The sequence below is a fragment of the Pandoraea sp. XJJ-1 genome (assembly GCF_026802345.1).
In the GTDB taxonomy this organism is placed as follows: Bacteria; Pseudomonadota; Gammaproteobacteria; order Burkholderiales; family Burkholderiaceae; genus Pandoraea; species Pandoraea cepalis.
In genome coordinates this window covers 1404297-1426423 of record NZ_CP113827.1, presented here as the reverse complement: position 1 = coordinate 1426423, position 22127 = coordinate 1404297, and the positions used below count along the sequence as shown (strand labels likewise).

18 protein-coding genes are annotated in these 22127 nt (G+C 66.1%); 9 read left to right on the top strand and 9 right to left on the bottom strand.

What is annotated here, in order from left to right; translation table 11 throughout:
• The first annotated feature begins 28 nt into the window (after nucleotides 1–28).
• The 8 genes from OYT13_RS06475 (at nucleotide 29) to OYT13_RS06440 (ending at nucleotide 8981) form a co-directional block, all read left to right on the top strand.
• Nucleotides 29–1642: an ABC transporter substrate-binding protein gene (locus tag OYT13_RS06475; protein WP_261938946.1), complete on the top strand. Its 1614-nt coding sequence runs from the start codon at nucleotides 29–31 to the stop codon at nucleotides 1640–1642.
• A 115-nt stretch (nucleotides 1643–1757) separates the two neighbouring features.
• Nucleotides 1758–2714 carry an ABC transporter permease gene (locus tag OYT13_RS06470; protein WP_150563802.1) on the top strand — a complete coding sequence of 319 codons (957 nt, stop codon included), beginning with the start codon at nucleotides 1758–1760 and terminating at the stop codon, nucleotides 2712–2714.
• Nucleotides 2711–3655, top strand: a complete 945-nt coding sequence (locus OYT13_RS06465) for an ABC transporter permease (RefSeq protein WP_410007553.1) — start codon at nucleotides 2711–2713, stop codon at nucleotides 3653–3655. Before OYT13_RS06470 ends, OYT13_RS06465 begins: the two co-directional genes overlap by 4 nt.
• Nucleotides 3652–5538, top strand: a complete 1887-nt coding sequence (locus OYT13_RS06460; protein ID WP_268567482.1) for an ABC transporter ATP-binding protein — start codon at nucleotides 3652–3654, stop codon at nucleotides 5536–5538. The genes OYT13_RS06465 and OYT13_RS06460 overlap by 4 nt, the downstream gene beginning before the upstream one ends.
• Complete coding sequence (locus tag OYT13_RS06455) at nucleotides 5535–5909, top strand: (2Fe-2S)-binding protein (protein WP_268567481.1); 375 nt, start codon at nucleotides 5535–5537, stop codon at nucleotides 5907–5909. Before OYT13_RS06460 ends, OYT13_RS06455 begins: the two co-directional genes overlap by 4 nt.
• A complete protein-coding gene (locus OYT13_RS06450) occupies nucleotides 5894–7333 on the top strand; it encodes an FAD/NAD(P)-dependent oxidoreductase (protein ID WP_268567480.1) in 1440 nt (479 codons plus the stop codon). Before OYT13_RS06455 ends, OYT13_RS06450 begins: the two co-directional genes overlap by 16 nt.
• Nucleotides 7330–8547, top strand: coding sequence for an NAD(P)/FAD-dependent oxidoreductase (locus OYT13_RS06445; RefSeq protein ID WP_268567479.1), 1218 nt, complete (start codon nucleotides 7330–7332; stop codon nucleotides 8545–8547). Before OYT13_RS06450 ends, OYT13_RS06445 begins: the two co-directional genes overlap by 4 nt.
• A gap of 92 nt (nucleotides 8548–8639) precedes the next feature.
• Nucleotides 8640–8981, top strand: a complete 342-nt coding sequence (locus OYT13_RS06440; RefSeq protein WP_268567858.1) for a helix-turn-helix domain-containing protein — start codon at nucleotides 8640–8642, stop codon at nucleotides 8979–8981.
• Nucleotides 8982–9007: 26 nt separating this feature from the next.
• Here the strand turns inward: OYT13_RS06440 and OYT13_RS06435 are convergent, their stop codons facing one another.
• The 3 genes from OYT13_RS06435 to sauS all read right to left on the bottom strand — a co-directional run bounded on the left by OYT13_RS06435 (nucleotide 9008) and on the right by sauS (nucleotide 13591).
• Nucleotides 9008–10384 carry an MFS transporter gene (locus tag OYT13_RS06435; RefSeq protein WP_150563808.1) on the bottom strand — a complete coding sequence of 459 codons (1377 nt, stop codon included), beginning with the start codon at nucleotides 10382–10384 and terminating at the stop codon, nucleotides 9008–9010.
• 127 nt (nucleotides 10385–10511) lie between these two features.
• On the bottom strand, nucleotides 10512–12119 hold the full coding sequence (locus OYT13_RS06430) for an AMP-binding protein (protein ID WP_442796482.1): 1608 nt from the start codon (nucleotides 12117–12119) through the stop codon (nucleotides 10512–10514).
• Nucleotides 12120–12127: 8 nt separating this feature from the next.
• Entirely contained in the window at nucleotides 12128–13591 is a 1464-nt protein-coding gene (gene sauS / locus OYT13_RS06425) for an acylating sulfoacetaldehyde dehydrogenase (protein WP_268567478.1), read from the bottom strand.
• Between the two features lie 287 nt (nucleotides 13592–13878).
• On the opposite strand from sauS, the gene OYT13_RS06420 reads away from it, so the two are divergent.
• Nucleotides 13879–14643, top strand: coding sequence for an IclR family transcriptional regulator (locus OYT13_RS06420; protein ID WP_017235448.1), 765 nt, complete (start codon nucleotides 13879–13881; stop codon nucleotides 14641–14643).
• Here OYT13_RS06420 and OYT13_RS06415 read toward each other — a convergent pair.
• The 6 genes from OYT13_RS06415 to OYT13_RS06390 all read right to left on the bottom strand — a co-directional run bounded on the left by OYT13_RS06415 (nucleotide 14633) and on the right by OYT13_RS06390 (nucleotide 21952).
• Nucleotides 14633–16021 (bottom strand): four-carbon acid sugar kinase family protein, encoded by a 1389-nt coding sequence (locus OYT13_RS06415; protein ID WP_268567477.1) that lies wholly within the window; start codon nucleotides 16019–16021, stop codon nucleotides 14633–14635. The two genes, OYT13_RS06420 and OYT13_RS06415, sit on opposite strands and share 11 nt — an antisense overlap.
• 35 nt (nucleotides 16022–16056) lie before the next feature.
• Nucleotides 16057–17337 carry a ribulose-bisphosphate carboxylase large subunit family protein gene (locus OYT13_RS06410; RefSeq protein ID WP_268567476.1) on the bottom strand — a complete coding sequence of 427 codons (1281 nt, stop codon included), beginning with the start codon at nucleotides 17335–17337 and terminating at the stop codon, nucleotides 16057–16059.
• On the bottom strand, nucleotides 17334–17888 hold the full coding sequence (locus tag OYT13_RS06405; protein ID WP_026132269.1) for a VOC family protein: 555 nt from the start codon (nucleotides 17886–17888) through the stop codon (nucleotides 17334–17336). The genes OYT13_RS06410 and OYT13_RS06405 overlap by 4 nt, the downstream gene beginning before the upstream one ends.
• Before the next feature lie 163 nt (nucleotides 17889–18051).
• Complete coding sequence (locus tag OYT13_RS06400) at nucleotides 18052–19971, bottom strand: TRAP transporter large permease (RefSeq protein WP_268567475.1); 1920 nt, start codon at nucleotides 19969–19971, stop codon at nucleotides 18052–18054.
• A 1-nt stretch (nucleotide 19972) separates the two neighbouring features.
• Nucleotides 19973–21025 carry a TRAP transporter substrate-binding protein gene (locus tag OYT13_RS06395; RefSeq protein WP_268567474.1) on the bottom strand — a complete coding sequence of 351 codons (1053 nt, stop codon included), beginning with the start codon at nucleotides 21023–21025 and terminating at the stop codon, nucleotides 19973–19975.
• A gap of 111 nt (nucleotides 21026–21136) precedes the next feature.
• On the bottom strand, nucleotides 21137–21952 hold the full coding sequence (locus tag OYT13_RS06390; RefSeq protein WP_261938955.1) for an SDR family NAD(P)-dependent oxidoreductase: 816 nt from the start codon (nucleotides 21950–21952) through the stop codon (nucleotides 21137–21139).
• Between the last annotated feature and the right edge of the window lie 175 nt (nucleotides 21953–22127).

Here is a 22127-nt window from a genome sequence, read left to right as displayed (position 1 = left end):
TCGGCAACCCCACAAGTGGAGATGTGCAATGAATTCAGATAAAACGGTCAACGGTGTCGACCTGAGCGCAGCACCGGACGAGAACCTGAGTCAGCGCGGCGCGCAGCGCCGGGATCTGCTGCGCGCGATGGCCGCCAGCGGGCTGCTGACCCTGACCGGCACGGGCCTGCTGAGTGTGAGCGGTCAGGCCTTTGCCCAGACGCCGAAGCGCGGCGGCAAGATTCGCGTCGCCACGCAATCGGCGTCGGCCGCCGATACGCTCGATCCGGCCAAGGGCGCACTCGCTACCGACTACGTCCGTGCCAACATGATCTACAACGGGTTGACCGAACTGGATTCGAAGCTTGGCGCCCAGCTTGCGCTCGCTCAGTCGATCGATACGAAGGACGCCAAGGTCTGGGTGATCAAACTGCGCAGCGGCGTGCAATTCCACGACGGCAAGCCCCTGACGCCGGCCGACGTCACGTATTCGATCCTGCGACACAAGGACCCCGCGACCGCGTCCAAGGCGAAAACGCTGGCCGACCAAATCAAGGAAGCGAAGGCGACCGGGCCCAACGAGGTGACCATCACGCTCGAAGGCCCGAACGCCGACCTGCCGGTGATTCTCGCCACCTCGCACTTCCTCATCATCAAGGACGGCACCAAGGACTTCACGACGGCCGTGGGTACGGGACCGTTCAAGGTGAAAGAGTTCTCGCCAGGGGTACGCACCGTCGGGGTGCGCAACGAGAAGTATTGGAAGTCCGGACAGCCTTATCTCGACGAGATCGAGCTGATCGGCATCGGCGACGAATCGGCCCGCGTGAACGCCCTGCTCTCCGGCGACGTCCAGTTGATCAACGCCGTGAGTGCGCGCTCGACCGAGCGTATCAAGACCACACCGGGATACACGGTGCTCGAAACCAAGACGGGGCAATACACCGACCTGATCATGCGTGACGAGGGCGGCATCACCGGCAACATGGATTTCCGCCGGGGCATGATGCATCTGTTCGACCGCGAGCAGATCCGGAAGACCGTATTCCGCGGCTTTGGTGCGATCGGCAACGACCAGCCCATCGACCCGAGCAACAAGTACTACATGGCCGGACTGCCGCAACGGACCTACGACCCCGAGAAGGCGGCCTGGTACTTCAAAAAGGCCAACCTGCCCACGGCGCCGCTTCAGGTCTACGCCACGCCCGCCGCCGAAGGGTCGGTCGAAATGGCGATGATGCTTCAGCAAATCGGCCCGAAGGCCGGCCTGAATCTGCAGATCACCCGCGTACCGGCCGACGGCTATTGGTCGAACCACTGGATGAAGCACCCGCTCACTTTCGGTTCGGTGAATGCTCGCCCGAGCGCCGACGTACTGCTCACACAGTTCTTCCGCTCGGATGCCCCGTGGAACGAAGCGAACTGGAAGAACCCCAAGTTCGATCAGTTGCTCCTTGCCGCGCGTGGCGAACCCGACGATGCGAAACGCAAGGCGCTCTATGGCGACATTCAGACGCTGATTCACCAGGACGGCGGCATCGGCATCCCCATGTTCCTCTCGTCACTCGACGCCCACACCACCAAGCTCAAGGGATTGGGGTCGATCCCGCTGGCCGGTCTCATGGGCTTCGCCTTCGCGGAACATGTCTGGCTCGACGCCTGAGATTGACCGAGCGCTGCAGCAGTAAGCGGGCGATGCGCGCCGCCAGGCACGGCGCGCATCGGTCTGACACCGTCGTTTCCCCACGAACGGCGTCGTATAACGGGAGAGGTTTCCGATGAAATCCCAGGTGCAACGACTTATCGCGGCGCGCTTCGGCCTGGCCTTGCTGACACTGGTGCTGGTGTCCGCAATCGTATTCACGATCACGGCCCTGCTGCCGGGCGATGCCGCCCAGATGGCGCTCGGTCAGGCCGCGACCCCCGAAGCCGTCACCGCGCTGCGCCACCAGCTCGGCCTGGACCAGCCAGCGGTGACCCGCTACTTCCAGTGGCTCGTTCACATGAGCGCGGGCAACTTCGGCGAATCGATGTCGAACAATCTGCCGGTCGCGCAACTCATCGCCAGCCGTCTGCCCAACTCGCTCGTTCTCGCTGCCCTGACCACGCTCGTCTCGGTGCCGCTGGCGCTGGCCATCGGCATCGCCGCCGCCATGTGGCGCGGCTCGCTGCTCGATCGGGTCCTCAATATCCTGACGCTCTCGGCGGTGGCCGTGCCGGAATTTCTGGTCGCCACCATCGCCGTGCTGATCTTCGCCGTCAAGCTGCGCTGGCTGCCGGCACTGTCGTATTTGTCGTCCGTCAATTCGTTCGACGATCTGGTCCGGATCTACGCCATGCCGGTCATGACCCTGTGCTGCGTGATCGTGGCCCAGATGGCGCGAATGACACGCGCCGCGGTGATCGATCAGTTGAGTTCGTCATACGTGGAGATGGCCATCCTCAAGGGGGCGTCGCCCATGCGCGTCGTCTGGCGACACGTGCTTCCGAACGCCATCGGCCCAATCGCCAACGTGGTCGCCCTGAGCCTGTCGTATCTGTTCGGCGGCGTGGTGATCGTCGAGACGATCTTCAATTACCCGGGCCTCGCCAGTTTGCTGGTCGACGCCGTCACCAACCGCGATCTGCCGCTCGTTCAAGGCTGCGTCATGGTCTTCTGCGCGGCCTATCTCTTGCTCGTGTTGATCGCCGATCTGTGTGCGGTCGTCTCCAATCCGAGGCTGCGTCAACGATGAATCCGATTTCTCGCCCACCTGTCAGCCCCGCGGAAGCCCTGCCGCCCGCCCTGCCCGCCCCTGCGGCGCCCGACGCCGTCACCTCGCCTGCGGCCCCGCGGTCAAGCCGCTTCGCCGGTCTGCGCGAACGGGTCTCCTGGCTCGGCATGATCGGTGCAGTACTGGTGTTGTTCTGGCTGGTGATCGCCTGCATCGGCCCGCTGATCGCGCCGCATCCGGGCGGCGCCTTCACGTCGGCCGATGTCTTCGCGAGCTACAGCGCAGCGTATCCGCTCGGCACCGACTACCTCGGGCGCGACATCCTCAGCCGAATTCTTATCGGCACGCGCTTTACCGTCGGCATCGCCCTGGCGGCCGCCGTGCTCGCCAGCACGGCGGGCACCTGTTTCGGCCTGTGCGCGGCGGTCGCGCCGCGCTGGGTGGACGAGGTGCTCTCGCGCGTGTTCGATGCGTTGGTGTCCATCCCCAGCAAAGTGCTGGCGCTCGTCGTCATCGCGGCGTTCGGCTCCGGCAACACGCTTCTGATTCTGGTCACCGCGTTTGCCTATATTCCGGGTGCATTTCGCATCTCGCGTTCGCTGGCGGTAAATCTCATGACGCTCGAATACGTGCAGGTCGCCCGCGCTCGCGGTGAAAAGCTGCTCTACATCGCCCGTGTGGAAGTACTGCCGAACATGATTCATCCGATGCTGGCCGACTTCGGGCTGCGCTTCGTGTTTATCGTGCTGCTGCTCTCCGGCCTGTCGTTTCTCGGCCTCGGCGTGCAACCGCCAAACGCCGATTGGGGCTCGCTGGTCCGCGAAAACATCGGCGGCCTGGCCGAAGGTTCTCCCGCCGTGCTCATGCCGGCCCTGGCGATCGCCTCGCTGACCATCGGGGTGAACCTGCTGATCGACAATCTTCGCCGGCGCGGTGCGTTCGGCACCGGAGCACCGAAATGACGATGCAGCCCCCAGCAGGCACCTCGTGCCCACCCGTGATGATCGACGTTCGCGCTCTGCGCGTCGTGGCCCGCAGCCGAGGGGTCACCACGGAGATCGTACGCGGCGTCGATTTTTCGGTACGACGAGGCGAAGTCCTCGCGCTCATCGGTGAATCCGGTTCCGGCAAAACGACCATCGCGCTGTCCTTGCTCGGCTATGCCCGCAACGGCTGCGACATCGCGGGGGGGCAGATCCGGATCGGCGACGTCGACGTGCTTTCGCTCGACGACCGGGGTCGGCGTGCGCTTCGCGCTCGCACGGTCGCCTACGTGGCGCAAAGCGCCTCGGCGGGCTTCAATCCGGCCCGCACGATCATGGATCAGGTAATCGAACCCGCCCTGCTTCATAAAACCGCCACGGCGGCGCAAGCGCGCATGAAGGCCGTCGAGTTGTTCAGAGCGCTGGCGTTGCCGTCACCGCAGACCATTGGCGAGCGGTATCCGCACCAGGTCTCGGGTGGGCAGTTGCAACGATTGATGGCCGCCATGGCGCTGATCACCGATCCGGCCGTGGTGGTGTTCGATGAGCCGACCACCGCGCTCGACGTCACGACCCAGATCGAGGTCCTCGCCGCGTTCAAGAAGGTGATTCGCGAGTTGGGCACCACGGCGGTGTATGTCTCGCACGATCTCGCCGTCGTGGCGCAGATGGCCGATCAGATCGTCGTGCTCAATGGCGGCACGGTCCGCGAGATCGGTGCGACCGCGAAAATACTGCGCAGCCCCGACGATGCCTACACCCGCGAGTTGCTCGCCGCACGCCGCCACGACGATCTGTCGGTCGCAAGCGCGGCACGCAGCGACACGCCCGCCCCGCCGCTGCTCGAAATTCGCGGGCTGCACGCGGGATACGGCAGTCGCGACCGGCATGGCCTGCCGGCGACGCGCGTGCTCGACGATGTCAGTCTTCGCATCGCCAGAGGCAGCGCGCTGGGCGTGATCGGCGAATCGGGTTCCGGAAAAACGACGTTGGCCCGCGTGGTCGCGGGCCTGGTACCCCGCGCGCGCGGCGAAGTGTGGTTCGACGGCCAGCCGCTGCCCGATTCGTTGAGCGAGCGCAACGCCGAGCACTATCGTCGCATCCAGATCGTCTTCCAGAACGCCGACACTGCGCTGAATCCGAGTCACACCATCGCCGACATTCTGGCGCGTCCGCTCAAGCTGTACCACGGCCTGCGCGGCAACGCCGCGAAGCAGCGAACGTTGGCGTTGCTCGACCGGGTCCGGCTGCCGGCCGCGCTGCTCGATCGCACACCGGGCGGCTTGTCCGGCGGGCAGAAGCAGCGCGTGAATCTGGCGCGCGCGCTGGCGGCCGAGCCGTCGCTGATCCTTTGCGACGAAGTCACCTCGGCGCTCGATACAGTCGTGGGCGCCGCGATCATCGATCTGCTTGCGGAACTTCGCCGGGAACTGGGGCTGTCGTATCTCTTCATCAGCCACGATATTTCGACGGTGCGGGCGATCTGCGACGAAGTGATGGTGTTGTATGCGGGCCAGCGAGTGGAATCGGGGGCGCGCGAAGTCCTGAGCTCGCCTCCCTGGCATCCGTATACCCGGATGCTCGTCGAGTCGGTACCGGACTTGCGTCAGGGCTGGCTCGACGAGCGTCGCGCGTGCGTCACGAAGCCCCTCCCGCCCTTGGCAGCCAGCGCCGACGTGGCGGAATTGTGCGCGTTTCGCGATCGCTGCCCGGTGCGTATCGACGGCAAGTGCAACGTAACGCCCCCGTCGCTCAAATGGCTCGATAACGGTGCCGCCATTCTTTGCCACCATGCGAGCGGCGACCTCGATGCGCTGCAGGTTGCGCATCGCATGCCACGCGAACCGGAGCTGAGCGCATGAGCCCCTCGCGAGATCCCTCGCAAGCACGCTTCGTGCGCGTTGCCGAAACCGGGCGCGCGACGGTGTCCTTGCGCGTCGATGCCCGTCCCGTGCAAGCCAACGAAGGCGATACCGTCATGGTCGCCATTCTGACGACGCAGGGCGGCCTTCGGGATGCCGAATTCGGCCCCGAGCGCCGCGCCGGCTTCTGCGTCATGGGCGCGTGCCAGGACTGCTGGGTCTGGACCCGTACCGGGCAGCGGCTACGCGCCTGCACGACGCCCGTGAGGGCCGGCATGGACATCGTCACACGGCTCGTTCGCGGGGACGACGACACCGCTCCCATGCGCGCGACGACCGGCGGCGAGGAGGCACTATGGCCGCTCGCGTGATCGTCATCGGCGCCGGCCCGGCCGGGGTCCGCGCGGCCGAAGCGCTGGTCGAGGCGGGTGTGCGGCCGCTCGTGATCGACGAAGGACGCCGCGACGGCGGCCAGATCTATCGCCGTCAGCCGGAGGGCTTTCGCCGCACCTACGCTGCCCTTTACGGTACGGAAGCCGCACGCGCCCAGCGCCTGCACCATCGCTTCGACGCGCTGCGTCCCCACATCGACTATCGGCCGGAAACGCTGGTATGGAATATCCGAGAAGGCGTCGTCCATCTGGCCAATGCGCAAGGCGCGAGCCATGCCCCCTTCGACGCGCTGCTCGTATGCACCGGCGCCACCGACCGGCTCATGCCGGTTCCGGGTTGGCAGTATGCCGGCACCTACAGTCTCGGCGGTGCCCAGGTCGCCCTCAAGTCGCAGGGTTGCGCCGTCGGCGAGCGAACGGTCATGCTTGGCACCGGACCGCTGCTGTATCTGCTCGCCGCCCAGTACGTAAAGGCCGGCGTGACGCCCGCCGCCGTGCTGGATACCTCTCCCACGCGTGCGCGCCTGCGCGCATTGCCGCAATTGCTGGTCAAACCGGCCGTTCTGCTCAAGGGCGCGGCCCTGCTGCGCACGCTGCGCGCGGCCGGCGTACCGATACATCGTGGCGTCACGCCGGTACGCATCGACGGCGATGAGGAGCTGGGCGTGCGCGGCGTACACGTGAGATTGGCCGACGGCACGGCGCTCGACGTGCCGGCCAACGCCGTCGCGATGGGCTTTCACCTGCGCCCCGAAACGCAGATCGCCGATCTCGCCGGTTGCGCATTTGCCTTCGACGACGCCGCGGGGCAGTGGCTTCCCGAGATTGACGAAGACGGGCGCAGCAGTGTCCCGGGCGTCTACCTCGCGGGAGATGGCGCCCGCGTACGCGGTGCCGATGCCGCCGAGCACGCAGGGCGGCTTGCCGCGCTGGCCGCGTTGCGCGACGCAGGCGTCGAACCGAAACACGACGACGCCGCGCGACTGCGTGCCGAACTAGCTCGCTTCTCTCGCTTTGCGGCCGGGCTGCGTGCGGCATTTCCCTGGCCGGCCCACCATGCGCGGCAATTGCCCGACACGACGGTGGTCTGCCGCTGCGAGGGCATCACGGCCGGAGAATTGCGCCGCGTTTGCACGCAGGATGGCGCCGTGGAGGCCAATCGGGCGAAGGCGTTCTCGCGTGTCGGCATGGGGCGATGCCAGGGCCGTTTTTGCGCGCACGCGGGGGCAGAGGTGATGGCCGCCGCGCTGGCAGTGCCATTGGCCGACGTCGGCCGGCTGCGCGGTCAGGCACCGGTCAAGCCGCTCGCGGTCGCGCTCGACCCCGCGCCGTACGCAGACGTCACCGTCGCAACACAAGACAACGCGGCGAGCGCAACGCCCCGCAGCATGGAGCTTTCATGAGCACGCATGCTTCGCACACGGCACATGCCGACGTCATCGTAATCGGTGGCGGCATCATGGGCTGCAGTACCGCCTACTTCCTGCGCCGGCATGGGTTATCCGTGGTGCTTCTTGAGCGCAACATGACCGGGCAGCAAGCCAGCGGCACCAACTTCGGCGGCGTACGCAGGCAAGGTCGGGCGCTGCCACAGTTGGCCATGTCCAATCGCGCGTTGCGGATATGGCGAGCTTCCCGCGAACTGCTCGGCAGCGACGTCGAGTTTCTGCCCTCCGGGCACACGCGCGTGGCCTATCACGCGCACGATGCCGAGTATTTCGACGACTACGCCCGGCAGGCGCGCGACTACGGGCTCGACCTCGAGGTGCTGCACGGTGCAGCGATGCGCCGCCGCTTTCCGTTTCTCGGACCGGACGTGCTCGCCGCCTCGATCTCGCCGCTCGACGGGCACGCCAACCCACGCCTGGCCGCGCCCGCTTTCGCGCGCGCGGCGCGCGCACTAGGGGCCGACATTCGGGAAAATGCGTCCGTACGCCGGGTCGAGCGAACCGCGACGGGGTTTCGCGTCGAGACCGTCGCCGGCGAGTCCTTGGTGGCCGAACGCCTCGCCATTTGCGCAGGCGCATGGACGAATGCGTTGGCATCGCAGTTCGGCGAATCCGCGCCGCTGACGGTGCGCGGTCCGCAAATGGCCGTCACCGAACCGGTGCCCTACGTGTTTCGCTCGTCGATGGGCGTCTACACATCGATCAAGGAAGAGAGCATCTATTTCCGGCAGATCCCCCGCGGCAATCTCATTCTGGGCGGGGGCCCGCCGGGTCCGGCCGACGCGGCAACGTCGCGTGCTGCCGTATTGCCCGAGAACACGCTCGGTCAGTTGCGGCAGTTCAGACGGCTGGTGCCGGGCGTTGCGCCGCTGCACATCATTCGCGTCTGGAGCGGCGTCGAAAGCTATCTGCCCGACGGCGAGCCCGTCATCGGCAAAAGCGGCACGACCGACGGACTCTATTACGCGTTTGGGTTCAGCGGCTCCGGCTTTCAGATCGGCCCAGGCGTGGGCGAGACGTTGGCGGAACTGATTGCCACCGGCCGCTCGGAGATTGATCTGCAACCGTTCCGGATCCAGCGCTTCGACGCTCCCGGGCCAAGTACGCCGGCATCGGCGCCGATCATGGCGCAAGGCGATCCGCTCTCCCCAACGGTAACCTCGTCATGAACGCGAACTCACCTTCGTGCTCGTCGGCCTCAAGGGCTGTGGCGTATCGCAAACCCGCGCCGACCGGCACGCTCGACGACGCACGCGCGTTCATGGAATCTCATTTCAACGAAGCGCTCTCCGTACCGCAGTTGGCCGAGATGTGTGCGCTGTCGGTGTCGCGTTTCGCCACGGCGTTTCGACAGCGATTCGGCGAGGCCCCCCATCGTTATCTATGCAGCGTGCGCGTTGCCGCTGCGCAGCGACTCCTGCTCGCGGGGGTGCCGGGCTCGCACGTGGCCACCGATGTCGGGTTCTTCGACCAGAGTCATCTGGCACGCCACTTCAAGCGCCTGTGCGGCGAGACCCCGAGTGAGTTCGTTCAGCGGCATCGAACTCACGAACGGCACCGCCCACGCTTGAGGTGGGCGGACACGTCCCTGCCTTTAGGGTGAAGCCGGCGGCGGCGCCGCCGCCCCCGTTACCGGCGCCACCGCAACGGCCGGCGCAGCGGATGTCGCTGCGGTCCGACCCCGACCCAGGCCGGCGCGGCGTCGGCCGCGCCAGCGCTCGCTTCGCGCTCCGCCGCTTCCTCATCCTTCTCGACGGTCTTGCTCGTGTCGATGAACAGTGCAGCAATCACGCCCACCCCGAGCAACGCGGCCGAGATCGCGAACGGCACGTTGTAGCTGCCGGTCGTCTCGATGAGATACCCGAACGCCACCGGCGAAATCATGCCGGCTAGGCCGAAGCCGGTGTTCATCATTCCGCCCGCCGTGCCCGCATATTTGCCCGCAATGTCGAGCGGCAGCGTCCAGAGCACCGGGTTGGTGATTTCGAGGAAGAAGAACGATGCCGAGAGCAGCAGCACCGCCACCATCGGATCGGACACCCTCGTCATCGGCAACAGGAACGCCAGCGAACCGCCCATGCCGACCACCATCACCGATACCCGCGCGAGGCGCAGCCGGCCGGTCATCTTGTACAGCTTGTCCGAGACCACGCCACCGAGCGTGTCGCCAATGACCCCGGCGAGCAACGGCAGCGACGTGAACAACGCGAGTTGCTTGAGATCGAAGCCCTGCGATTCACGCAGATAGGAAGGCATCCACGTGAGGTACACCCACAGCAGCCAGCCATAGCAGAAGTCCACGAACGTCACCAGCCACATGCGACGCACGAGCTTGCGCCACGGCGTCGACGCACGTTTCGCCCGTTCGCAATCGCCCGCGCGGTAGCCGATCTCGGCCGTCTCCTCGGGCGTGATGCGACGATGTTGCTCCGGCGTGTTGGTAAACACCTTCATGTAGAGCATCGTCCAGGCGAGGCTCACCACCCCGAGCACGATGAACGCCTCGCGCCAGCCGAACGCCACGACGATCGCCAGCACCACGGGCGGCGTGATGGCGCCCCCCAGGCGTGCGAAGCTGTGCGTGATGCCCTGCGCGAAACCGCGTTCGCTGACCGGCATCCAGTACGTGAAGGCGCGCGTGGCCGTCGGAAACGCGCCGCCCTCGCCCACGCCCAGCACGAAGCGCAACGCCACCAGCGTCGCGATGCTGCCGGCAAACCCGGTGGCCAGCGTTGCCGCGCCCCAGATCAGCGAAAGCACCGTGAGCACCAGCTTCGGCCCGAAACGGTCAGCGAGCCACCCGCCAAAGATCTGCATCGCGGCATACGGATAGGCGAACGCGGAAAACACGAGTCCGAGTTGCACCGTCGTCAGCCCCATCTCCTGTCGGATGAACGGGCCGGCGACGGCGATGTTGACACGATCGATGTACGAGATGAAATACATCAGGCACATGACCGCCAGGATGATGTGGCGCGTCTTCACGCGACCGGTGCGCTTGTCCATGTTGTCTCCTATGTATTTACGTCACACGCGTCTTGCGCATGCGATCGTGTCCTGCACAGTGAAGCGGGGTGCCCTCGCCGGCTTTGGGCCCGGGGGCCTTGAGCTTTCTGCCTTGCGCTGTCGGGCGTTAGCTTTTCAGCAGCTTGAGGCGTTGCACCTTGCCCGACGGGCCACGGGGCAAATCCGTCACGAAACGAAATTCCTTTGGCGTCTTGTAGCGCCCCAGCGTTTGCAGGCAGTGTTCGCGAAGCACCCCCGCATCGGGCGGCGCGCAGTCGTTGCCGTTGGTGTCACTGCATCGCTCGCGGACCACGACGAACGCCACGATGTCTTGTCCATACGCGGGATCCGGCACCCCCACCGCAGCCGCCTCCAGCACACCCGGATGGCGCATGAGGGCTTCGTCGATCTCGCGTGGCGCAATGTTTTCGCCGCCCTTGATGATCAATTCCTTGGCACGTCCGGTGATATAGAAATACCCGTCGCTGTCGCAGTAGCCAAGGTCGCCGGTACGCAGCCAACCATCGGCCGTGAAGGTGGCCAATGTCTCGTCCGGGCGCTTGTAGTAACCGCACATGACCTGTGCGCCGCGCAACACCAGTTCGCCGGTCTCGCCGGGGGCCGTCTGTGCGCCGTCGCGCCGGATCACCTTCGCCTCGCCGCCCGACGGCAAGCCGATGCTGCCCACCCGTCGCCGGGTCGCATCGAGCGGATTGCTGAACACTGGGGCCGCCGTCTCGGTCATGCCCATCGTCTCGATGATGCCGATACCGAAGCGCGCCTCGAAGGCTCGATGGTGATCCGCCGGTAGCGCCGCCGAGGCGCTTCGGCAAAATCGCAGCGCCGCCAGCGCGGTACGTTCCGGCACCTCGCCTTCGAGCAGATAGGCCACGATGGTCGGCACCACGTTGATCCACGAGCATTGCGCGGCCGTCACGTCGCGCCAGAACGTGCGCGCCGAAAAGCGCGGCGCCATCGCGACCGAGCCGCCGTGAAACAACGGCGCGAGCAGTGTGACCACGAGTCCGTTGATGTGATAGAGCGGCAGCGACGCGAGCACACGGTCGTCCGGCGTCAGACAATGCTCCGCGCTGATGAACCCCGCGTTGGCCAGCAGGTTCCCGTGCGTGAGCATCACCCCTTTCGGCACGCCTGTCGTGCCCGACGTGTACATGAGCAACGCGACGCCATGCATCTCCGCCGGTACTGGCGCGGCAAGTTGCGTCAGCGGGGCAATCTCGGGCAACGTTGTCGCCTCGGGCGAAGTGCAGACAAGCGCCACCGGTCGCGTCATGCCTTGCGCGCGCAACGCGTCCACCGCTTGCGCGATGGCGGGCAGCATCGCCTCGGACACGAAGATCAGCCGTGTGTCCGAGTGCTCTACGATGTACTCCATCTGCGCAGGCTGGCACAGCAGGTTGATGGGGTTGACGATCAGGCCGCTGTACATCGCCGCGAGAATCAAACGCGCCGTCTGCAGGCCGTTGCCCATGCAGACGGACACGATGTCCCCCTGGCGCAGTCCTGCGTCGGCAAATCGCCGGGCGAGTTCGCGGCAATCGTCACGCAAGCCGCTAAAGGTGAGCGTGGCTGCGTCGTCGCCCGTCTCGGGGGTCGTCAGCAGGTAGGTCTTTGGGCCGAACGCGTCCGCTTGGGTGTCGATGAGCTCGCGCAGCGTGCGCGGCGTCATCTGGGTTTCGTGGGCCGTGACGTCGGCGACCGACGCCGGATTCATGGGCGCGTTCATCGTCCGACGCTCCCGAAATAGTCGCCCAGCAAATCGTCGACGTCGGGCACGGCCGCCGCGATGGGGAACGCCACGCGTGTCACGTTCAGGTACTGGCGAAAGCCGAGGTTGTCGGTGAAATTGTTCTTCCCCCAGGTGCCGCAGCCCATTGACAACGAGAACGGCAGGCCGTTGTCGAAATTTCCACCCGTGGCGAAGCAATGCGCCTGATTGACGATCACGCGTGCGACCGGCAACGTCTCGGCCAAAGTCACCGCCTGCGCCGGGTCCGACCCATGCAGTCCGACGGAATGGCCCGCGCCCATGTAGGCGTAGATCCGCTCGACGAGCGATGCCGCCTCGGCGAAGTTCCCGGCGCGGTAGACCGTGAGTACCGGCGAGAGTTTTTCGCCCGAGAACGGATGATTGGCGCCCACGCCCGACTCCTCGACCATCAGGAACGCCGGTTGCTGTGCCGCCACGTCGTCGAGCCCGGCCAACTGCGCGATCGTTTGCGCCGCTTTCGCCGTGCAGCCGCCCGCTAGTTTGCCCTCCACCCACATGACGTCCTGAAGTGCGCGCTTCTGGCTGGCGGTCAGCAGCACACCGCCGGCGGCACGCAGCGCGTCGATCATGGCGTCGTAGACCGGACTTTCGATCACCACACTGTTCTCCGACGAACAGCTCGTCGCGTTATCGAAGGTCTTGGAGCGCGCAATCTTGCCCGCCGCATCGGTCAAATCGGCGCTGGTCGTCACGATCGACGCCACGTTGCCCGCTCCGACGCCGAACGCAGGCGTGCCGCTCGTATAGGCCATGCGCACGTTCGCCTGCGATCCGGTGGCGACGATCAGGTCCGCCTGACGCATCAGCGCCGCCGTGGCGGCCTTCGTAATCGGCGCAGGCAGCATCTGCACGAGGTCCGGCGACAGTCCGGCCTTGGCGAGTTCCGCGTGAATGAATTCGAGCAATAACGCGCACGCCGAATGTCCCTTGGGCGACGGCGCGACGATCACCGCATTGCCACACTTGAGCGCGTTGACAATCTTGTTCGCGGGGGTGGCCGCGGGATTGGTGGATGGCGTGATGGCCGCGACGACGCCCACCGGACGCGCAATCTCCACGATGCCTTTCTCCGTGTCCCGCGCGATGACGCCATGCGTCTTGCGCCCGTGCAGATCGCGCAGCAGGCCGAGTGTCTTGCGGAAGTTTTTCTGGAACTTGTCGTCGACGTTGCCGAGTCCGGTGTCGCGCACCGCGAGTTCGGCCAGTTGGCGGTTGCGCGACGGCTCCATGATCGCCCACGCCGCCGCACTGGCTGCCATGTCGAGCGTTTGTTGCCCCGCGCCCGCGAAGTCGCGCTGCGCCGCGTGCGCGCGGGCGACGAGTGCCGCGACCTGAGCGTCGACGTCCTGCTGCGCAGGCGCGTCGGCGCGGGTGCCGGTGGGAGGAACGATGGCTCCGAAGGCCCGTGAATTCATGTGATGTCTCCTGATGCGCAAGGCGCCGGTTGTCGCTTGGTTTCGCGACTCCAATCTAGCCAACCGGGTTGCGTCGCAGGTCTCAAATTCCCGGACAAACCGGACACATTGGACAGGTGTATCGGTCGTCTCGATATTCGGGACCGAAGTGGTCCGCAAAAGTGATGAAAACGATGCAAAATCACGTTAAACAGCGCAGCCGGAATGAAGGCGTCGCAGGTGCGGCGAGTCGGAACCTGTCGCATCGGCAGACGAGGACTGCGCGAGGCATGGCATCAGGAGACAACATGACGGCATCGAATCAATCGAACGCAGCCGCGGTGCGGGCATTCCGCGTGCTCGAGACACTGGCGACGGCTGGCGGGCCGCTCTCGATGATGGATCTCGTCAACGCGCTGGATTTGCCGAAGCAGACGGTGCATCGCATCCTCACCCAGCTCAAGGACGCCTGGCTCATCACGCGCAGCGCCAACGACCGCCGCTACGAATGCTCGCCGCGCGTTCGTGCGCTGGCGATCAACGTGCTGATGCAGACCGGCGCCGCCGCCGCGCGGCATGGCTTGCTCGAGCAACTGGTCACGCGGATCGGCGAGACGTGCAACCTCACGATGCTCTCGGGCAACGACGTGATTTATGTGGATCGTGTGGAGACGGAATGGCCGCTGCGCATGCACCTGCAGCCGGGTTCGCACGTGCCGATGCACTGCTCGGCCAGCGGCAAGCTGTTACTGAGTTTTCTGCCGAAGGAACGGCGCGAACGGCTGATCGAAACCCTGCCGCTGCGCAAATTCTCGGAGCAGACGTTGACCGACCGCGGTGAATTTCGCACTGAACTCGAGCGCACGCGCCGGCGCAAGATGGGCATCAACAATCAGGAACACTTGCAGGGCTTGATTGCGATTGCGGTGCCGGTCATGCTCAACCGCAATCGCGCCTGCGCGGCCATTGCGGTGCAGGCGCCCATCGGACGGCTGACGCTCGACGATCTCCTCGCCTTCGAGCCGGAGCTGAGATTCGCCGCCGAGGAGACGGCGAAAACCTTCAAGAATTGAGTGACGCGGTGCGTGACGATGTGCCGTGCACCAGACGTTCGAACAGGTCGCCCCCGCCCATCTGCCCGCCTTTGAGCAGTATCTCCATGCCGTCGAGCGCTGGCGCATCGCTGCGAAGCCGGCACAGGGGCGCCCCCGGCGACACCATGCCCGCGTAAGCCAGCCCCCAGGCATCGAGCGCGCGCACGCCGTGACTCGACGTGTCGCCGCCGGCAATCGCCATGCGGGAGATGGGCACCTCGTCCAACACCTGCCTGAGCAGCCGCCCGCCCGCTTGCGCCAATGCCAGCGCAGGGACCGCCCGATCCTGCGTCGACGGGTGGGACGATGATTCAGTCGACGCGTCGGTGAACGGCACGGTGCAGGCGAGCGTGTGGCGTCCGGCGCGAAGGTGCGTGGCCAGTTGCGCGGCGGCCTCGCGGCAGTAGCGTCCATCCGGCTCGATCAGCCGTGCGGCGTCGAGGCGCACGACCTCGAACGACACAGCGGCCGTCACCTGGGCCGCCGTCACCGGCGACAGGCTTCCCGCCAGCACCAGCACTGGACCCTTCGCCGGCGGGACATCGTCATCCACTGCCTCGCCGCTTCGCGACATCGCGCACGCCAGCGCCTGCGTCACGCTGCTCGGCCCTACGGCCAGCAGCGGTGAGCGCCGCGCCGCGCCCCAGAGCTGCGCGCCGATCTGCGGCAAGTCGCCCTGCCGGGCCACGTCCCAGAGCACGTTGGCCACCCCCTCGGCCCGCAACGCGTCGACACGCGCCGACATGGCATTCGTCGAAGCGGTCGCCCCAACGTCGCCCCCCGGCGGAGTGTCGTAGCATGTCCAAGGCACGAGGCCGATATCGCTCAGGCCCTGCTGCGCCAGATGACGCCGCAGATCGGCTTCATGCATCGGCGTCACCGGATGACGGCTCATCGTCGGATGCCGGTCGATGCGCATGACCTCACCGCCCGCGCCAGCCGCAGCGAAGAGATTGCCGAAGAGGCAATAGCGGCCAAGATTGGGCTGTCCCCCGACGATCGCGACCCATGGGCTCGGCATCGACGACGACAACGCACTCACGGCCTCGCCAATGCTTCCGACCTCCGGCGCGCTATCGAACGTCGAGCAGGTCTTGTAATGCAGCACCGTGGGTTGCAAGTGCCGCGCCAGCGCCGCAATCGGCGCCAGCTCTTCACGCATGCGGGCTGGCGCGAGCGAGCGTGACACGCCGGCGATTCCCAGGCAATCGAGTGGCCCGAGCGTTGCGAGACGCGCCGCGTCCGGGGGCGCGAACAGCAGAATGCTGCGCAAGCCCGCGCGTGCCGCGCTCGCCAGCGTATCCGTCGCACCGGTGAAGTCATCGCCGTAATAAAGCAGTTGGGGGCGATGCGTCATATCCGCCGGAGATTCGATAGGCATGGCAGCACCGGTCAATGGCCGAAAAATCGCAACGCGGCCGCCAGCGCGGGCGCATCATGAGACGCCGCTTCAAGCGACTGGCCGGCACGCACCGCCGCCCATGCATCGCGCAGACTCTGCACCCCCGCCGCCGGGCCATCGGGATGCGCCAGAATGCCGCCACCCGCCATGAAGAGCAGATCGTCGCGGCCGACGGCGCGCCAGGTCGCCGGCACCGTGCCGGCCCATTGCCCCGACGAGAACGCCGGCATCACCTGGTCCCGCGCGATGTCCTGCTCGGCAGCATCGACGGCCAGCGGCGCATAGCAGTCGTGCGCCGACTCGATCACCTCCTCGTCGCCCTGCGCGAACTTGCCTTGCAGGCCATGCACATGCATGTGATCGACACCGGCCAATCGCCAGAGCGTTTGATAGGCCTGAAAGCCCATCCCCAGCATCGGATCGCGCGACGTCGCACCGTAGCCGTTTCGATGCGCGTGGATTGCCAGATCGGTGTGACGGCGCAGCGTCTGCACGGCAGAGAATCCGCACCAGTTCAGGCTCACCATGACGCAATTGCCGCCTTCGCGCATCACGAGATCGGCATGGCGTCGCATCGCATCCGTTTCGTCGGTGATGTTGAAAGCCACCATCACCAGCTTGCCGGTGCGCGCCCGATGCTCGCGCACGACGGCCATCACCGCGGGCACCCGCTGAGCGAGCGGCGCGTGCACGGGGTTGGCACACACTTCGTCATCCTTGATGAAGTCGACGCCCGCCGCGCACAGCCGCGCGACCAGCGCCGCCGTTTCCGCGGCGCTCATGCCGACGTTCGGCTTGAGGATCGTGCCGACCAGCGCGCCTTCGCGCACGCCCGTCGCCTCGCGCGTACCTGCGATGCCATAGCGCGGAAAGTCGAACTGCTGTCGGTAGCTCGCCGGCAACGCAATGCGCTCCAGCCGCATGCCCGTCACTTCGCCGAGGTCATACAGATTGCCCGCAAGCGTGGCCGCGAGCGTTGGCAGATTGACGCCGACGTTGTCATACGGAAACGCTATCCGAACGCGGGCCCGATGCCACGGGCCACGGATGCCCTTGCGCTCGAGAAAGGCGTTCGGCAACGACGGCTGCGCCACGTCGCCTGCGAGGTCGACCGCTTCGACCACGGCGCGCGCGCGCTCACGCAGCGCATCGGTCTCGCCGGCCACGCGGGTAAATGTGCCGCAGGACTGCTCGCCGGCCATGACTTCGGCGACCCTGCGCGGATCGAGCGGCGTCTCGATCAGATAGGTGGCAGACAGGGTCGCGCTCATAGCGTCGTGAGGTCCGGAAAGGCGCGCACGGGATCGGTGCCGTCCCAGGCGGCCGCAGCCTCGCGAATCATCGTGAAGAGCTTGCCCTTCGGGCCGGCGACTTCGGACAACTCGATGGTCGTCCCGGGATGACAGCCGGGGTCGGCACTGCGATCCTCGAAATAAACGAAGCGGCCGTTCTCGCCCACCTCGCCGCTCATGCAGACTTCGAACCCCGCGTCACGCGCGCGCGCCAGATCGGCGTCGAAGTCCTCGGTCCAGTACGCCACGTGCTGCGCGCCGCTGCGCCCGGCGTTGAGGAAGTCGCGGTACATCGACGGCACGTCGTTGCGGATCTGCAGCAATTCGATCTGCAACCCGCCCGCGTTCGCCAGCGCCACGGCGTTGTGCGGTTCGAAGCGCTCGCCGCGGTAGGTGTAGTTGCGGATCGGCACCTTGGGGTTGTAGTACCACGGCCCGACACCGAGCACGTTCGACCAATAGGTCATTGCCGCCTCGATGTCCGGCACAAGGTATGCCACCTGGCGTATCTCGCCGAAGAATCTGCTCATGGTCTTCTCTGTAATCGTCTGTTGCGTAAGGTACGGATGGGCGGCGCCACGCGAGGCGAATCGATCGCGCCCGCCGCCATCCTTGAATGTGGCGATGCATACCACCGCATGGGGCACTTGCCGCGCCGTGGTGTCGTCGGTGTCGCCGGTGTCGGCGGCTTCGTCAATGAAGGAAGCCGATCGAGATCCAGGGAATCGCAGCCACGCAGATCAAACCGACGATGAGCGCCGCGAGATAGCCCCAGATCGCCCGCATGCCCTTCGCGGGATCGACCTTGCCGATGGCACAGGCGGCGTAGTACCCCACGCCGAAGGGCGGTGCGAACAGGCCCAGGCCCATCGAGAGCACCACGATCATCGCGTAATGCACCTCGTGCACGCCCACCGCGCGGGCGATTGGGAACATCAGCGGCCCGAACAGCACGATGGCCGGAATGCCCTCGAGCACGCTGCCCATCACGATGAACGCGACGATGGACACCACGATGAAACCCGCACTTCCACCGGGCACGCGTTCCATCGCGGCCGCGAAGTCCTGCGCGAAGCCCGATTGCGTGAGTCCCCACGCCATGCCGGTCGCCGCACCAATGATGAAGATGATCGCGCCCGACAAGGCGGCCGTCTCGATCAGCATAGGCAGCAGCCGCCGCGTGTCGAACCTGCGATAGAGCAGCAAGCCCGCCACGACCGAATAAGCGATGCCGATGGTCGACACCTCGGTGGCCGTCGCAATGCCCTCGACGACCGCCGCACGAATCACGAACGGCAGCGCCACCGCCGGCAACGCGTACACGAAGGCGCGCCACACGTCGCCCTTCCTGGCCTTCTCCACCCCGGACAGATCCTCATGGCGATAACGCCACCACACCACGCTGCACAGCGCAATGCCGAGCACCACGCCCGGCAGCAAGCCCCCGGTGAACAGCGCCGAAATCGACACCCCGGTCACCGACCCGATGGTGATCAGCACGATCGAGGGCGGAATGGTCTCGGTCTGTGCGCCCGTCGTCGAGAGCAACGCCACGAGATCCCCGGGATCCGCCCCACGCTTCTTCATCTCGGGGAACAGCACGGGCGCGATGGCCGCCATATCGGCCGCCTTGGAGCCGGAGATGCCCGACACCAGGTACATCCCGCCGATGAGCACATAGCTCAGGCCGCCACGCACATGACCGAGCAGGCTTGCGAGAAACTGCACCATCGCCCGCGCCATGCCCGTCATCTCGATCAGCAACCCGAGGAAAACGAACAGCGGCACCGCCAGCAGGATCAGGTGCGACATGCCTTCGTCCATCCGGCCGACGAGCACGACCATCGGCGTGTGCGTCGTCAGCGCGAGAAAGCCGAACGTCGCCAGGGCGAACGAGAACGCGATCGGCACGCCCGCGAACACGCATGCCCCGACGACACCGGCGAAGAAGATGACCAGATTCCAGCGCCCGAGCGGCGCCAGCACCGGTCCGAGCAGCCAGAAGCCGACGCACACCACGCCCACCAGCGCTACGGCCTGGATCACCCGCGCGGCGGGCGCGGTGCGCAGCAGTCGCAATACGCTCACCACGAGCATCAAGGCCACGCCGACCGGCAACGCCGCCGCGCGCCAGACGTTGCTGATCTCCATCGCGGGCGTGATCACGAACGCCTCTTCCGACGCGTACTCGTACGCCGGATGCACAATGAGCAGCAGGAACGCGAGCGCGGCGGCGATCGCCAGCACGTCGAGGAATGCCCGCGTCGACGGCGATGCCTTGCCGACGAACGCTGTCATGCGCATATGCTCGCCGCGCCGCAACGCGACCACGGCGCCAAGCATCGACATCCAGAGAAACAGGATACCGGCGAGCTCGTCGCCCCAGACCAGCGGGGCATGGAACACATAGCGGGCGACGACCCCAGCGAGCATCACGAGGATGTCCGCGAGCACGAGCAGTGCTGCGGGAATCTCCGTGAGCCAACCGATGGCGCGATCGAGGCTGCCGACGAACGCCCGCCAGCCATGCAACGGCAGGTCGGCGGCACCGCTCGCCGGCAGCGAGTCCCCGGCGGGTACGCCGTGCGGGGAATGCGCAGGACGGGGGGTCATCTCAGGCCACCTTGCCGGCCGTCGCTTCGAGAAGCGCCCAGGCTTCCGGGCCGAATTTCTTCTTCCACTCGGCGTAGTAGCCCGATTTCTGCAACCGGGCGCGGAACGTCTCCGGCGCAGCGGCATTGAACGCGAGTCCCTTGCTCGAGAGCGCGTTCTGCAGGCCCGTGTTGAGCTTGTAGACGTCTTCGCGCTGCTGGATAGCCGCCTCGTTGAAGGCCCGCGCGGCGATGACCTTGAGGTCGTCCGGCAGCGCGCGCCACGAACGGCCATTCACGACGAGGTGATAGCCGTCCCAGCTATGGTTCGTGACCGAGCAGAACTTCTGCACTTCGTAGAGCTTCGCCGTCTCCACGATGGCGAGCGGGTTCTCCTGCGCGTCGACAACGTGCGTCTGCAGTGCGGAATAGACCTCGCTGAACTGAAGGCTCGTCGGCGACGCCTGAAGCGACTTGAACAGCGAAATGCCCATCGGGCTGACGGGCACACGAATCTTCATGCCGGCAAGATCGGTCGCCTTCGTGATGGGCTTGTTGCCGCTCGTGATCTGACGGAAGCCGTTGTCCCACATCTTCTCAAAGGTGTAGAGCCCCGTCTTCGCGAAGGTCTCGCGAATGCTGTTGCCGAGCTTGCCGTCGACCGCGTGCCACACCTGGTCGTAGTTGGAGAACGCAAAGCCGACCGCCGTAATGGCACTGATCGGCGCGAGCGTCGCAATCACCATCGTGCCGGCGTTGAAAATGTCGATACCGCCGTTGCGCACTTGCGCGAGCATGTCGGTGTCGCCACCGAGCTGATTGTTCGGGAAGATGCGCAGTTCCATGCGCCCCTTGCTCTCCGAAGCGATGCGCGCCGCGACCTCCTGCGCCCGCACGTTCAGCGGATGGCTGACCGGCAGATTGTTGCCGTACTTGAACACGTATGCCGGCGCCGCGGCACGCGCCATGCGCGGCAGCGCGCCCGTCACACCGGCAACGCCCGCGACACCCAGTGCGGGCAAGGCGGAAAGCGCACGCAAAATGTTGCGTCGGCCCTGAGAAGTTGAATCGGTCATCCGCATGTCTCCTGATTTATGGTTTTTACACAAGCGTCGGCGCGGCGGTCAGCGCGACGGCGCGAAATCCCGACACCCCGCTCGCCGATTGATCCGCCCGGCGGCGTGGCGTCAGTTGCAGCGAACGTGCATGCCGCCGTCGACGAGCAATTCCACGCCGTTGATGTAGCGCGCCTCGTCCGACGCCAGAAATACGGCCGCATTCGCCACATCCCAACCATCCCCCATGCGACCGGTCGGGGACAGACGGTTGCGCGCCTCCACCATCGCCTGCGCGCTCGGGTAAAAGCCGGAAATTTGTTGATAGATGTGCGGCGTGTCCATCACGCCCGGCAGAATACAGTTCGCCCGGATGCCCTTGGCCGCGTACTGCAACGCCACGCTCTGCGTGAGCGAATTCACCGCGCCCTTCGATGCGGCGTAGGCGCAATACGCATAGCCGGTCCAGCGCACGCCGCCGAGCGCGCCGATGTTCACGATCGCGCCGCTGCCCTGGGCTTCCATGAGCGGCAGCACGGCCTTGCACGTGAGGAACATGCTCTTGACGTTGACCGTCATCACGCGATCCCAGACGTCCTCGGTGGTTTCCACGGGCCCGCCCTGGGAGGTAATGCCAACGTTGTTGTGCAGGATGTCGACGCGGCCGTAGGTCTCGATGGCGGCCGCCACGGCACGCTGCACGTCGTCCCAGCGCGTAACATCGGCGGCCAGCGCAACGGCGTCGTTGCCTTCGTCGGCGATCACACGGCATGTGACGTCGGCCGCGCCCTGCGCGCGGTCCACGGCCACCACCTTGGCGCCGCTGCGAGCATAGGCCACGGCGGCCGCCTTGCCATTGCCCCACCCGTCGCCGACCGATCCCGCGCCGAACACCAACGCCACGCGTCCCGCCAACCGACGCGGCGCCGACTCACCGACTGCTGCCATCACAATGTCTCCTGTGCATTCGCGTACCGGCCTGGCGGTACGTTCGTGGATGTCTTGAAGACGTACGATAGGTCGCAACGCCATAATCGACCAACTCGGAATCGTGATGCGATTTGATGTGTTTTGATGAAGTATGCTGTGATCGTCGACGCGACGGCACGTGAAGCGAGGCCGC